Source organism: Symbioplanes lichenis, from assembly GCF_030709675.1.
GTDB lineage: Bacteria > Actinomycetota > Actinomycetes > Mycobacteriales > Micromonosporaceae > Actinoplanes > Actinoplanes lichenis.
Map to the genome: position 1 here is coordinate 90,844 of NZ_JAUZQD010000013.1, position 14,676 is coordinate 105,519.

Below are 14,676 nucleotides of genomic sequence, written 5' to 3' on the forward strand. Positions count from 1 at the left end.
GTACCCGGGGATCCGGTAGATTCTCCGGCGTGGAGCCATGGGGTGCGGCGCTGTACGGAGATCCGTGCCGGGCTTGCGGATTCGACTGGTCGCTGACGCCCGGGGAGGCCCTCGCCTGGATGTCCGGATGGGACCGGCGGCTCGCCGAGGCGACCGCCGGGGCCAACGGTGCCGAACGACGTCCCGCGGGCGGATGGACGGTCACGGAATATGTCTGCCACGTCGGGGACAATCTGCGGCAATGGTCGGAGCGGGTGCAGAGCGCGCTTCTCGCCCGGCGCAGCGACGTCGCCGGCTACGACCCCGACGCCCTGGCGGCGGCCAGGAGATACGCCGCCCTGCCCCTGGCCGTGGCCGCGTGGTCGAGCGAGCTGGCCGCGGCCGCCTGGGTCGAGGTCGTGGGGCGTGCTCTGCGCGAGGGCGTCACGCTGCGGCACGCGACCCGGGGGCGTCAGACGGCCGCGGACGTCGCGAGGAACAACTGCCACGACGCCTACCACCACCTGTGGGACATCGGACAGATCCTCGCGTCGCCGGTTCACTGAGCCGGCCCCGTCGTGCTGCCGGCGACGCCCGGGCGGATGTCGGCAATCGTCCTGTCCGGATGCTTGGTGAGCAGCCGGATCCCCCGGTGCAGGAATGCCAGCAGCTCACCGGCGCCGGACCGGGGCAGCAGATCCGGCCGATGGGTAACCCGCAGGAGGATCCGCTCGCCCGGCACGACCGCGAGCGCGCAGGTGAAGTGCGGCATGTCCCGCACGCTCGTTCCGGTGAGGCGGAGCTCCGAGGCAGACACCACCGGACCGGGCGGATAGTTCTCGAACGCGACGGCGGTGTCGAAGAGCTCGCCCCGGCCCGTCATCCGCCGGATCTCGCTCAGGCTCACGTACTGGTGCGGCATCATCCGGGACTGCTCGTCCTGCACCCGGCGCAGCAGGTCCCCGGCGGTCTCCCGCGGGTTCAGCACGATGCGGGCCGGAACGGTGTTGATGAGCAGGCCGACCATCGACTCGACGCCGGGCAGATCGTCCGGCCGGCCGGAGACGACCACGCCGAAGACCACGTCGTCGCGGTGGGTGGAGCAGGCGAGCGCGAGGGCCCACGCCGCCTGGACGTACGTGTTGAGGGTGATCCCGCCGGCCCGGGCCGCCGCCCGGACCGCGTCGCTCTCCGGCTCCGTCAGGGTGGCCTCGAGCCGCTCGGGCAGGACCGCGGCCGAGTCCGCCCGGGCGCGGCCGGTGATCGTCGGAGCCGCGAGACCGGCGAGCGCCGTGCGCCACGCCGCCCGGGCCTCCGACCGTGACCGGCGGGCGAGCCAGCCGAGAAAGTCCCGGTACGCCGGCGCCGGGGCCGGCGTGCTGCCGTCCAGCCGGGCGCCGTAGAGCGTCATGAGGTCCTGGACGAGCAGGGGCACCGACCAGCCGTCGATCAGGAGGTGATGGATCGTCAGCACCAGTGTGTGCCGCTCCGGGCCGAGCCGGCACAGCAGGAAGCGCAGCAGCGGTGGCTCGCCGGGCGAGAACCCGGTGGTGCGGTGGCCGGCCGCGAGATCGGCCAGTCGCCGGTCGCGGTCCTGCGGCGACAGGTCGCGGAGATCGGTTTCCTGCCACGGTACGCCCGGCGGGGCGCCGATCACCTGGACCGGTACGCGGAATCCCCGGTGGAGGAACGCTGCTCCGAGGTGCGGATGACGGCGGAGCAGATCGCCGGCCGCCCCGTGCAGCGCGCTCGCGTCCAGTGTTCCCGCCAGCCCGAGCGTCAGCTGGACGACGTACACGCCGCCGGCCTCACCGCCGGACAAGGCGTGGAACAGGATTCCCTCTTGCAACGGCGCGAGGGGGAGGATGTCGGTGAGTCCCGGGCAGGCCGCCTCGGCCGCCTCCACCTCGGACTGGGAGAGAGCGACGAGGGGGAAGTCGGAGGGTGTATGGCCGCCCTCGCCGGTGTCGGCGAGAGCTGCCAGACCGGTCAGGGCCTGCTCCCAGAGGGTCGCGAGCGTGCGGGCGTGGTCCTCGCCGACCACGCGGGTGGCCCAGCTCAGCGTGGTCTCGAGCCGTGGGCCCGGCCCGCCGTCGCGGATCAGGGCGGTGATCGCCAGCGGGTGGGTCAACGGCTCTCCGGGGGTGGCTGTGTCGCCGGTGCTGTCGTCCGCCGCGGCGCGGCCGAGGAAGGTCAGGCCGATCCGCGCTCGGCCCGCGGCCCCCAGCAGGGGACCGGTGCGCGGGTTGAGGTAGCGCAGCAGATCGAATCCGAGGCCTCCGCCGGGCAGCGACCGCAGGTGTTCCTTGACGCGCCGGACGGCCGGACCCAGGGTTGCGGCCCCGGCGCGGACGTCGGCCCAGTCGATCGGCCCCGGGTCCAGGCGCGCGGGGTACGTACGCCCGAGGCAGCCCATCGTGTGGGTGAGATCGAGGCCGGTCCGGGCCGGTGGCCGGTCGGCCTCCTCGATCTCGACCAGAGCGGATGTGCCGTCCTCCCCCCGGGACACACTTCGCCACCGGGCCACCGCGAGGGCCAGAGCAGTCGCAAGGACGTCCCGCGGCTCACAGTGGAACATCGCGGGCAATCGGCCGACCAGGGCGTGCGACTGTGCGGGTGACATCACCACGGGCACCCGGCCGGCCGTCGCCACGGTATCCACGGCCGGATCGAGCACGTGCGGTGCCGGTGCCGGGTCGTCACCGTCCAGCTGTTCGGCCCACCGCTCGACCTCGCTCTCCCGATCCGGCCGTACCGCCTCGCCGGCGAGCATCCGCGCCCAGGACCGCAGCGAGGTGCCGGCGGGGGGCAGGGCGGCGGCGGGCGATCGGTCCGCCGTCGCGGCGACCCAGGCGCTCATCAGGTCGCCGGCCATGATCCTCAGGCTCGGCGGGTCGACCGCCAGGCGGTGGCCGAGCAGGTGGACGCGGCCGGGCTCGCAGTGGACCACCCGCAGCATCGCGGCCTCGGCGGGCACCAGCTCGCGGCAGGCCGCCCGCACCGCCTCGTCCTCCGCCGCGGGACCGGCGTGCCGGACGAGGCCGGCGGCGGCCACGGCGCCGACCGGCAGGATCTCGCACTGTCCGTCGGGGGTCAGCCGCATCCGCAAGGCGTCGTGACGGTCGACGACAGCCTGTACGGCGTCCGACAACCGGTCGGCGGAGACGGTACCGGGCAAGCGGAGCACGACGTGCCGGCACCTGCCGTCGATCGGGCCACCGCTGTCCAGGAACCGTCGCATGGCCGGGGTCAGCGGCATCGGCCCGGTCGCCGCGTCGTCCGGCTCCGGGGCGGGCCTCAGCGGCTCGGCGGCGGCTGCGATCGCGCCTACGGTCCGGTGCTCGAACACCTGCCGCGGGGTCAGCGCGAAGCCGGCGCGCCGGGCCCGGACGGCCAGTCGCAGCGCCGTGATGCTGTCCCCGCCGAGTGCGAGGAAGGAGTCTTCGAGGCTCACCCGGTCGAGGGGCAGGAGCTCTCGCACCAGCCGGGCGATCGTCTGCTCGGCCGTGGTGGCGGGGGCCGCGCCGGTGCCGTGGGGGGTGCGGTCCGGGGCCGGCAGTGCAGCCCGGTCGACCTTGCCGTGCGGAGTGAGCGGCAGCCGGTCGAGGACCACCACGGCCGCGGGCACCATCGGGTCCGGCAGCCGCTGGGCGATCCAGGACCGTGCCCGGACCGGATCGATCGGTGTGTCCGCGGTGAGGTAGGCGACGAGGTCGCGCCGGCCCGGACCGTCCTCCCGAGCCACGACGGTGGCATCGGTGACACCCGGGTGGCGGACGAGGACCGCCTCGATCTCCGCGGGTTCGACGCGGAAGCCGCGGATCTTGACCTGGTCGTCGACGCGGCCGAGGAAGTGCGCGACGCCCTGCTCGTCGAGCCGGACCAGGTCACCGGTGCGATACATGCGGCTGCCCGCGGGGCCGAACGGGTCCGCCGGGAACCGCGCCGCCGTCAGTCCCGGATCGTTCGAGTAGCCGAGGGCCAGTCCGCGCCCGGCCAGGTACAGCTCGCCCGGCCGGCCGGCCGGTACCGGTCGCAGGGCGGCATCGAGGACGTACGCCTCGGTATGGTCCATCGGGCGGCCGATCGGGACGTCGTCGCCGGTGTCGCCCGGTCCGATCCGCCACACCGTCGCGAACGTGGTCGTCTCGGTGGGCCCGTACACGTTGGCCACCCGCACGTGCGGTGCGGCCGAGCGCACCCGTCGCACGGCGTCGGCCGGCACCACGTCGCCGCCGGTCCAGACCTCGCGGAGCCCGGTGAACGACTCCGGTGCCTCCTGAGCGAAGGCGCGAAACAGGCCCGCGGTCAGGAACAGCGCCGTGACGGAGTGCCGTTCGACGAGCGTGGCGAGCGTCGCCGGCAGCAAGGCTTCCTCCGGCGCGACGACCACCGCGCCGCCCCGGACCAACGGCACCCACACCTCATAGGTGACAGCGTCGAACGTGGCCGGCGAATGCAGCAGCACCCGGCGGTGGGCGTCGCCGTCGAAGGCCCGGTCCAGCGCCAGCGCCGCGACCGCCCCGCACGGCACGACCACGCCCTTCGGGGTGCCCGTCGAGCCGGAGGTGTGCACGATGTACGCCGGGCGCCAGGCGGCCGGCGGCACGCGCGGCGGGTCACCGTGCGGGCCGGATCGTGGCAGGTCCACGCGTACGCGGGGCAGGTCGGCCGCGCCGGGAACGGTGCCGTCGCCGGTCACGAGCAGGCACACCGGACGCGCGTCGCCGAGCATGGCGGCGAGCCGGGGAGCCGGGTGCGCCGGGTCGACCGGCACGTACGCCGCACCCGCCTTGAGCACAGCCAGCAGGGCGATCACGAGATCCGCCCCGCGGGGCACGGCGACCGCCACCCGGGTCCCCGGTGCGACGCCGGCCGCGGCCAGCCGGGCCGCCAGCCGATCGGCGCGCTCGACCAGCTCCCGATAGGTGAGGACGGTGTCCCCGGCCACCACCGCCACCGCATCGGGCGTGCGCGCGGCCACCGCGCCGACCAGCGCCGCCGGACTCACCGTCACGGCCGCCTCCGGTCCGGGCCCGGTGGTGTGCGCGGCCAGCCCGAGCAGCGCCTCGTGCCACAGGTGCAGCAGGTCACTGATCTGCCCGGCGGTGAAGAGCGACTCGGGCCACAGCACCGAGGCGGTCAGCTCGACACCGGTGTCACCCTCCTGCGCCGCCATGCCGATGCCGATCTCGTGGGGGATCGGCTCGTCCGGGTCGGCGCCGCCGTACAACCCGGTGAACTCGGGTGCGGTCGTCCACCCGGCCGCGGACCCGGCGCCGGTGGCGGCGAACCGCCCCAGGTAGTTGAAGCTGATCTGGGGTCGCGCCGCGCCGGCCAGCACCGGTGTGGTGCGGGGGTTGAGGTGGCGCAGGAGCCCGAACCCGACGCCCTTGTCGGGCAGCGACCGCATGGTCTCCCGGACCCGTCCGAGGGCGGCGGCCACGGCCGGGCCGCCGGCGCGGACCTCGTCCCAGGCGGGCGAGCCGACGTCCAGGAGCACCGGGCAGAGGGACGTGAACCAGCCGACCGTACGGGTCGGGTCGGCGCCGGGGACGACGGGTTCGCGGCCGTGCCCCTCGACGTCCAGCAGGACGGTGGACGTGTGGCCGCGGCCGTGCCGGCGACGCCAGTGCACCACCGCCAAGGCCAGGGCGGTCATCAGCACGTCGTCGGGCCCGCAGTGGAAGAGCCTCGGGGCGTCGGTCAGCAGTGTGCGGGTCGGCCCGGCCGGCAGGCGCAGCGTGTCGACCCGCCCCCCGGCGAGCACGTCGCGGGCCGGGTCGAGCCGTCCGGTGCCCAGCGGGGGATCCTCCCGGCCGAGCTGGGCGAGCCAGAAGTCCAGCTCGGCCTCGCGTTCCGGCCGGACTGCCGCCTCGGCGAGCATGAGCGCCCACCGCCGGTACGACGTCCCGGCGGGCGGCAGCACGGCGGGAGCGCCGGCCCGGGCGGCCTGCCAGGCCTCCGCCAGATCCGGTACGAGGATCCGCCAGCTGACCCCGTCGACCGCCAAGTGGTGGACGACGATCACCAGCCGTCCTGCCCCGGACGACCCGGCGTCCAGCCACACCACCCGCAGCATCCTGCCGTCCTCGGGGGCCAGGGCTCGGCGGGCGGCCTCGATCTGCTCGTCGATCGTCCGGGCGAGGGCTTCCCCGGTCCGGCCGGCGACGTCCACCCGGCCGACGCAGGCGGCGGCGGTGACGGCTCCGCGCGGCCGCACCTCGAGCGTCCAGCGGTCCGGCCGCTCCGGTCCGGCCGGCGCCCGGGTCAGCTTCAGGCGCAGCACGTCATGGTGATCGAGCAGTGTCCCCACCGCGGTCTCCAGAGGCCCCAGGCCCAGGCCGGCGGGTACGCGGACGACGACGGCCTGCCCGAATCCGCCGGCCGGGCCGTGGCGGTGCCGGAACCACTCCATGATGGGGGTGAGTGGCACCTGACCGACGCCGTCACCGGATCCCTCGACCGGCGACTCCGTCACCCGCCCGGCGAGCGCTGCCAGTCCCGCGGCGGTGGGATGCTCGAAGACGTCCTGCGGCGTGAAGGCGAGGCCGGCGCGACGAGCCCGGCTCACCAGCTGGATGGCCAGAATGCTGTCGCCGCCCACGTCGAAGAAGCTCACGTGCGGGTCGACAGCGGGCACGCCGAGCACGGTGGCGAAGACCGCGCACAACTCCCCGGCCCGGGCGGCGGAGTCGTTCGCCGGCGCGGCCGCGGCCGCGAATCCGGGCGCGGGCAGAGCGGACCGGTCGACCTTCCCGGCCGGACCCGACGGGAGCCGCGGGAGGACGATCACGGCGTGCGGCACCATGTGACCGGGCAGCCGCTGGGCGACCCAGGCCCGTACGGCCGCCGGGCCGGCCGGGGCGGCCACAGTGACGTATCCGATCAGCTTCCGGTCGCCGGGCCGGTCCTCCCGGACCACCGCGACGGCGGCGGTGACGTCCGGGTGCGCGGCGAGCGCGGCCTCCACCTCGCCGAGTTCGATGCGGAAGCCCCGGATCTTCACCTGGTGGTCGGTCCGGCCGAGATAGTGCAACAGCCCGTGCTCGTCCCGGCGGACCAGGTCGCCGGTGCGATACATGCGGCTTCCCGCGGGGCCGAACGGGTTCGCCGGGAACCGGGCCGCGGTCAACGCCGGGCGGTCCCGATAGCCGAGGGCCAGCCCCGCGCCGGCCAGGTACAACTCACCGGGCCAGCCCGGCGGTACCGGTTGCAGCGCGGCGTCCAGCACATGCGCCCGGACGTTCGGCAACGGCCGCCCGATGGGTGGCGCCGCGTCGATCGGGCCGTCGGTGAACCAGGCGGTGGCGTAGACGGCCGCCTCGGTCGGACCGTACGCGTTGGCGATCCGGGCCCGGGGAAACCGTTCCCGCACCGTCCGGGCCGCTCGCGGGGTCAGCGCCTCCCCGGCCAGGACGACGAGATCCGGCGACAGCATGACCGGGCCGGCCGCCAGCAGCCGGTCGAGGACCGAGGGAACCATGCTGACGAGGCTCGGCCGGGCCGCCTCGGTCAGCAGGGCCGGCGGATCCGCGAGCAGCTCGATCGTGCCGCCGGCGAGAAGCGGCACGACCAGCTCGAAGACCGAGACGTCGAAGCTCAGCGACGTGGTGGCCAGGACCCGCCGCATCGTGTGCTCGCCGACGTCACGGCGGGCCCAGGCGACCAGGTTCGCCACCGCGCGGTGCGGAACCACCACGCCCTTCGGCCGCCCGGTCGAGCCGGACGTGTAGAGGAGATAGGCGGGACTCTCCGGCCGGGGCGAGGCCCGATCGGCGTCCGCCGGCCGGCGCACCGGACAGTTGTCCAGCGCGGCCACGGTCGCCGCGTCGTCGAGCCGGACGACGGGAACACCGGCGGCGGCGGGCACCCTGTCGCCCGCGCCGATCACGACGGCCGGGCGGGCATCGGCGAGGATCGTGTCGATGCGGTACGGCGGCTGGTCCGCGCCGATCGGCAGGTAGGCGCCGCCCGCCTTGGCCGTCGCGAGCACCGCGACGATCATCTCGGCGGTGCGGGGGACCGCGAGAGCCACCGGGGCCCCGGGTGTGACACCCCGATCGAGCAACAGATGAGCCAGCCGGTTGGCCCGGGCGTCGAGATCTCCGTACGTGATGGTGACGGCCCCGGTGATCACGGCCGGTGCCCCGGGGTCGCGGTCCACGGCGGCCTCGAAGAGCTCGGGCAGGCCGGCCGCGCGTACCGGCAGATCGGTGTCGTTCCACTCGGTCAGCCCGCGCCGATGATCAGCCGGATCGAGCAGGGCGAAGGTGCCGACCGCCCGGCGGCCGTCCGCGGCGAGCTCCTCGACCGCACGGCGCACCCGGGTGAGGTAGGCCGTAACGGACGGGACGTCGTGCCGGGTGGCGTCGGCGTCCACGTGGAGGTGCAAGCCACGGTCGGCCGGGTCCTCGTGCACCCGTACGGTGATCTCCGCCGGACCGGTGCCGGAGCCCAGCTGGCGCAGGCCCGCCGGCGCCGGTCCGAAGTGGATCGGCGTCGTGGCCGGCAGCGTCTCCACCACCGTCGTGTACGGCTGGCCGGCCGGCTGTCGCGCGGCGCGGCGCAGAGCCCGGGCCACCGCTCGCACGACCTCGGCCCCGGTCTGTTCCGGGCGCACGGTCGTCCCGAGGGCGGCGACCGACGTCATCCGGCCGACCGCCCGCCGGTCCGCGCGGCCGGCCCGGTTGGTCACGGTCGTCCCGATGACCACGCCGGACTCGCCGGTTCGCCGTTGTTCCACGCAGGCGACGGCGGCGGTGACCAGCACCGGCCAGTGGACGCCCGCCGCGCGGGCGCCCCGGTGCACCGCTTCCGCGACGGCACCGCCGAGGGTGCTCTCGGCGGTCACCCGGCCGGTGGGCGGAATCGTCGCGGCCGGGCGGCCGGGCTCCGCCGGCTCCGGCGCCGGGACCAGCGGACCGGGCGTCACGCCGGCGCCGGTGAGGAGCGCGGTGTAGGTCTCACCGACCCGGGCTGCCACCAGGCCGACGCTGTGCCGGTCGAGCACCGACGGGTCGTACCGCTGGAACCAGCCGTAGCGTCCGCCGCCGAGATGGACGAGCACGTGCCGCCCCGGAGGCTCCGCCACCTCGGCCAGCCGGGCGGCCAGCCAGCGCCGCGCCCCGGCCGGGCCCGGATCGGCGCCGAGATCGACGAGCTCGGGATCGGCGGCGGCGAGGCCGGCCTCGGCGAGCGTACGCCGCAGGGCGATCGTGAACAGCGCCGGATCGAGCGCTCCGCCCGGCGTGACATAGGCCGCCAGGACACCCTCGGACAGCACCGTCGTCATCTCCCCGGTCCGGCGTGCGGATAGCGATGGAAGCCGTGACCGGTCTTGCGGCCCAGCCGGCCGGCCTCGACCAGGTCCACGAGCAGCGCGCTGGGTATGAACCGGTCGTCCCCGGTGTGCTCCCGGAGCATGTCCAGGGTGTCCACGACGGTGTCGACGCCGATCAGATCCGCGGTGGCCAGCGGGCCCAGCGGGTGCCCGAAACACTGGGTGAACACGGCGTCCACGGTGCTCGCGTCCGCGGTGTCCTGCCGCACCACCGTGGCCGCCTCGTTGATGGTCAGCATGAGGATCCTGTTGCTGACGAAGCCCGGGCCGTCGTTGACGACGACGGCCCGCTTGCCCATGCCGGTCAGCAGGTCCAGGGCGCGCCGCATGGTGTCGTCGCCGGTCCGCGCGCCGCGGACGACCTCGACGGTGTCCTTCAGCGGCGCGGGATTCATGAAGTGCGTGCCCAGCACCCGGTCCGGCCGCCCGGTGAACGACCCGAGGCGGCCGACCGGGATGCCGGACGTGCACGAGGCGAACACGGTCTCCGGTGCGCAGAACCGGTCCAGGACCCCGAGCACCTCCTGCTTGACCGCGATCCGCTCGGTGACGCACTCGATGACGAACTCGGCCCGGGCCAGCGCGGCCGGATCCCCTGACCAGGTGACCGGGACGAGCGCGCCCCCGGCCGGTGCGAGCTCCGTCCGGCCGAGGACCCGGCTGAGCCGGATGCCGTCGCGCAGCCGGGCCGGCGCCCCGTCCAGGGCCGCCGGATCCGTGTCGGTCACCACCACCGCATGACCCGCCTGGTACGCGCACTGCGCGACGCCGACTCCCATGGTTCCGGCCCCGACGACACCGATCCTCATGTGATGGCCTTTCCGATCGGGCCGGCCTCCGCCGGCCGCCACAGGTCGAAAACCGCCGTCCCCGGCTCGTCCCCGGCCCGGCGCAGCACGGTCGTCAGTTCCTGTGCGACGCCCTCGACAGTCGCCGGGTCGTAGAGAGCCGTGCGATAGGTCAACCGGACCACCACGTCCGCGTCGCCGTCGCCGTCCACCGTCACCGCGAGGTCGTGCGGCGTCCGGCCGGGGGCGCCCGCGGTCTCGTCGCCGGGACCGGCCGCGAACCACAGATCGGTGAGCGGATGCCGCCCCGGCACCGGCGGCAGATCGCCCCGGCCGGCCAGGTCGGCGAGCGACACACTCAGATGTCCCCGGGCGCGGGCGACGGCCGCCGCCACCCGGCTGGTCAGCGTCGTCCACGACGGCTCGTCGCCGAGGTCGGCCCGGATCGCCGCCGGTACGACCCGCTCCGGATCGCCCGGCGCGGTCAGCGGCAGCCCGACGAGGAGGTCCTCGACACCCGTACGGGCCGACACCACCGTCAGGAAGGCGGCCAGGAGCGCGATGCCGGCGTCCACCCCGGTGGCCCGGACGATCCGGGCCGGGACGGTGTGCCGGTGCACGGCGACGGCGTCATCCCCGTCGAGCGGGCGCAGCCGGTCACCCGGCAGATCGATCAGCGGGGCCCCGGCCGTCTCCGACCGCCAGTACGCCAGGTCGCCGGCCGTGGTCGCGGGGTCGGCTCCGGCGGCCGCCGCCGGGGCGGGTCCGAGCCGGTCCAGGGGAAGGTCCGGCCGCTCGACGACGCGATGCAGGACGGCCAGGAACCGTTCGGCCGTCGCTGCCACGGTCGGGCGATCGAACAGCTGGGTGCTGTACTCCAGCCCGGCTGTCAGGCCGGCCCGCCCGGCATGTTCGCCGATCACCAGGCTGAGGTCGAACTTGGCGGTGCCGGCCGGGATACCGGGGAACGGCTCGTCCGGCCCGGTGACGGGGTCCCCGGCGTGTGCGGCCTCCGGCGGCAACGTCTGATGCACGTACATGACGTCGAACAGCGGGCTGCGTCCCGGCTCGCGCGGCTGCGCCACCGCCTTGACCACCTTGTCGAACGGCACTTCCTGATGGTCGAGACCCGCCAGGACGGTACGCCGGGTACGCCGGACGAGCTCGCGGAAGCTGGGCCGGTCCGACAGGTCCCCGCGCAGCGCGACGGTGTTGTTGAAGAAGCCGATCAGCTGCCACAGCTCGGGGTGCGTGCGGCCGATCGTCGGCGTGCCGACGACGATGTCGTCCTGGCCGCTGTCCTGGTGCAGCAGCACGAACAAGCCGGCCAGGACGACGGCGAACAACGTCGCCGACTCCTCGCGGCCGAGCGATCGCAACGAATCCACCAGCTCGCCGGAAATCACGAAGGGGTGGACGTCGCCGGCGTAGTCGCGCCGGTCCGGCCGGCGGCGGTCGGTGGGCAGCCGCAGGACCGGCACCTCACGCAGGGCGTCCTTCCAGTACTCCAGCTCGGGGTCGAGCAGCCCGTCCCGGAGCAGGTCCCGCTGCCAGCGCGCGTAGTCGTGGTACTGGATCGGCAACGGGGGAAGCTCGTGACGACGGCCCTCGGCCCGGGCGGCGAGATGGCTCTCCAGCTCCTGGTCGAGGACGGTCGGGGCCCAGCCGTCGTTCACCGCGTGGTGCATGGTGGTGAGGTCGATGTGCTCGTCCGCCGCCAGCCGGATCAGCACCACCCGGACCAGCGGATCGGTGGCCAGGTCGAAGGGCCGGCGCTCCTCGGCCCGCAGCACCGCGCGCGCCGCCGCCCGCGGGTCCGGCTCGCCGGACACGTCGGCGACCGAGAGGAAGTCGCCCAGCGCCGGCCGGATCACGAGCCGGGGCCGCCCGTCGTCGGACACGAAGTTGGAGCGCAACACCTCGTGCCGCGCGGCGAGATCCTCCCAGGCGGCCCGCAGCACCGCGGGATCCAGCGGCCCGCGCCGCCGCTGCGAGACCGGCAGGTTGTAGAGGGTCGTCTCCGGATCGAGCTCGTGGTGGAACCACATGCGCTCCTGCCCGAAGGAGAGCACCCGCTCGCCGCCCGGCGTGATCGGCGGCAGGGCGGAACGGGCCGGGGCCGGCGCCGGCGGTGCGGCGGCCGGGCCCGCGGCCCGGTCCGCGATGACCCCGGCCAGGTCGCTCACCAGCGGGTGGTCGTGCACGTCGAGCACCCGCAGATCGGCCCGGTACGCCTCGCGGACCCGGTCGACGAGTTGCAGCGCCACCACCGAGTTGCCGCCGAGCTCGAAATAGTCGGCATCGGCCGGCACCTCGTCGGCGTGCAGCAGCGCCCGCAACGTGTCCGACAACCACGGCAGCACCCCGGCGCCCGGGTCCGGTGCGACGGCAGCGGGAGGCGTCGGGCCGGGCGCCGGGCGGGGCGCCACGCCCGCGGGCCGGGGCCAGCAGCGTTCGCCTCGCAGCGGGTAGCCGGGCAGGTGCACGCGCCGGGCCGGGTGGCCGGGCGGATCGAGCGCCGCCCAGTCCACGTCGATCCCGGCCTCGTACAGCCGGCCGAGCAACCGCAGCAGACCGTCGGGATGCCGCTGTACGACATCGACGGCCACCGGCGCGGCCAGGATGTCGCCGGCCCGCAGCGCCTCGCCGATCTCCCCCCGGTGCCCGAGCTCGACGAACCGGACCGGTCCGTCCGCGAGCTGCGCGGCGACCGTCCGCAGCCGATCCCGGTCGGCCGCGGGGAAGGTCTCCGTCCCGCCCAGTCGTGCGGTGTCCGCGGCGGACAGCTCGCCGCGCAGCCATCGCGCCGCGTACCGGCCGGCGCCGGAGCTCAGGATGCCGTGGATCGGCACGCCGGCGGCCACCAGCCACCGGAAGGCCATGAGCTGCCAGGCGACCACCGCGGCGTACCGGTCGCGCAGGGGCAGTGCGGCGGGAAGCTCGTCCGTGCCGCCGGACGGGACCTCGGCATCGCCGGAGAGCAGGACGAGCAGGCGGGGCGCCGGTCCGGGCTCGCCCGCCCCGGTGGATCGACGCCAGGTGACCTCCGCGGCCAGCGCGGTGGCGGCGGCCGCGGTGTCCGCTGCGACCACCGCGACCCGGTGAGGGTGGTGGTCGCGGCCGGCGCCCAGCGTCGCCGCCACGTCGGCCAGCGGCACGACTCCCGGCCGCAGGGCGAGGGCCGTGCGGCGGCAGGCCGTCAGCAGCTCGTCGTGGGTGCGGGCGGAGACCACGACGAGCCGGGAACCGGAGAGGCCCGTGGTCTCCGCGCGCGGTGGCGCCTGCTCGACCACGCAGTGCGCCACCGTGCCACCGAGGCTGAAAGAGCTGACGCCGGCCCGGCGGGGCGTACCGTCGCGGGCCTCCCAGGTCTCGGCCGTGGTCACCACGCGTACCCCGGCGGCCGTCAGGTCGACGCCGTCCGGCGGCGCGGTGAAGTGCAGGGTGGGATAGCGCTCCGCGTGCCGGACGCTCAGGATCGCCTTCACCAGACCGGCGATCCCGGCCGCGTGGTCCAGATGCCCGATCGCGGTCTTGACCGAGCCGATCGGCAGCGCCCCGGCCCGCCTTCCCGCCTGCCGGCCGGCGAGAGCCAGCCCTTCGACCTCCACCGCGTCACCCAGCCGCGTACCCGAGCCGTGGGCCTCCAGATAGCCCGCGGTCGCCAGATCCGCCCCGGCCACCTGCCAGGCGCGCGTGATCACCGCGGCCTGCGCCGCGGCGCTGGGCGTGGCGAGGTCGGCCGATCGGCGCCCGTTGTGGGCGACGGCGCTGCCCCGGATCACGGCGTGACAGGGCAGTCCTTCGGCCTCGGCCCGGGCCCGGGTGGCAAGCAGCAGCACAGCACCGCCCTCGCCGCTGACGGTCCCGTCGGCGGCGGCGTCGAAGGCCCGGCACCGGCCCCGGGCCGAGAGAAGCGCGGGGAAGTCGCCGGCCGCGGCCGCGGGATCGGGCCGGACGCGCAGGCTGACGCCACCCGCGAGAGCCAGGTCGGCATCGCCTGTCCACAGCTCCCGGCAGGCATGATGGACGGCGATGAGGGATCCGTTGCAGCCCGTGTCCACGTTGTAGCACGGGCCGACGAGCCCGAAGTGCCGCGCCACCCGGGCGGTCTGGGCCGAGGGCCAGGTGCCCAGCATGGCCAGGGTGCCGGCCTCGCCCGCCAGACCGGCGAAATCGGTGCCGGGCGCGCTCAGGACCACCGCCGTCCGGCTGTCCCGCAGCCCCGAGGGGCGCAACCCCGCGTCCTCGATCGCGCCGAGGCTCAGCTGCAGCGCGAGCCGGTGGTGGGGGTCCATCAGCTCGGCCTCGCGGCGGGACAGGCCGAAGAACCGGTGGTCGAAGAGGTCGATCCGGTCCAGGTAGCCCATCGGTTCGTAGGCGGTGGACGGGTCCAGGCCGGTGCTCGCGACGCGGTCCTCCGGGATGTCCCGCACGCTGTCCCGGCCGGCGCGGAGGTTGCCGCGGAACTCGGACAGGTCGCCGGCCTGCGGAAACCGTACGGCGATGCCGACCACCGCGATGTCCCTGTCCGGCACGGTCGTCCCTTCCTGTCGTGTCATCCGG

General features: G+C 75.3%; 4 protein-coding genes. 1 reads left to right on the forward strand and 3 read right to left on the reverse strand.

What is annotated here, in order from left to right:
• The first annotated feature begins 29 nt into the window (after window positions 1-29).
• Window positions 30-545 carry a hypothetical protein gene (locus RAN62_RS28965; RefSeq protein ID WP_305787963.1) on the forward strand — a complete coding sequence of 172 codons (516 nt, stop codon included), beginning with the start codon at window positions 30-32 and terminating at the stop codon, window positions 543-545.
• Here RAN62_RS28965 and RAN62_RS28970 read toward each other — a convergent pair.
• Genes RAN62_RS28970 through RAN62_RS28980 form a run of 3 tightly spaced genes read right to left on the reverse strand, consistent with a single transcriptional unit; the run spans window position 539 to window position 14,648 of the window.
• On the reverse strand, window positions 539-9,265 hold the full coding sequence (locus RAN62_RS28970) for a non-ribosomal peptide synthetase (protein ID WP_305787964.1): 8,727 nt from the start codon (window positions 9,263-9,265) through the stop codon (window positions 539-541). The genes RAN62_RS28965 and RAN62_RS28970 overlap by 7 nt on opposite strands.
• 5 nt (window positions 9,266-9,270) lie before the next feature.
• Window positions 9,271-10,131 carry a 3-hydroxyacyl-CoA dehydrogenase family protein gene (locus RAN62_RS28975; RefSeq protein WP_305787965.1) on the reverse strand — a complete coding sequence of 287 codons (861 nt, stop codon included), beginning with the start codon at window positions 10,129-10,131 and terminating at the stop codon, window positions 9,271-9,273.
• A complete protein-coding gene (locus tag RAN62_RS28980) occupies window positions 10,128-14,648 on the reverse strand; it encodes a condensation domain-containing protein (RefSeq protein WP_305787966.1) in 4,521 nt (1,506 codons plus the stop codon). Before RAN62_RS28980 ends, RAN62_RS28975 begins: the two co-directional genes overlap by 4 nt.
• Between the last annotated feature and the right edge of the window lie 28 nt (window positions 14,649-14,676).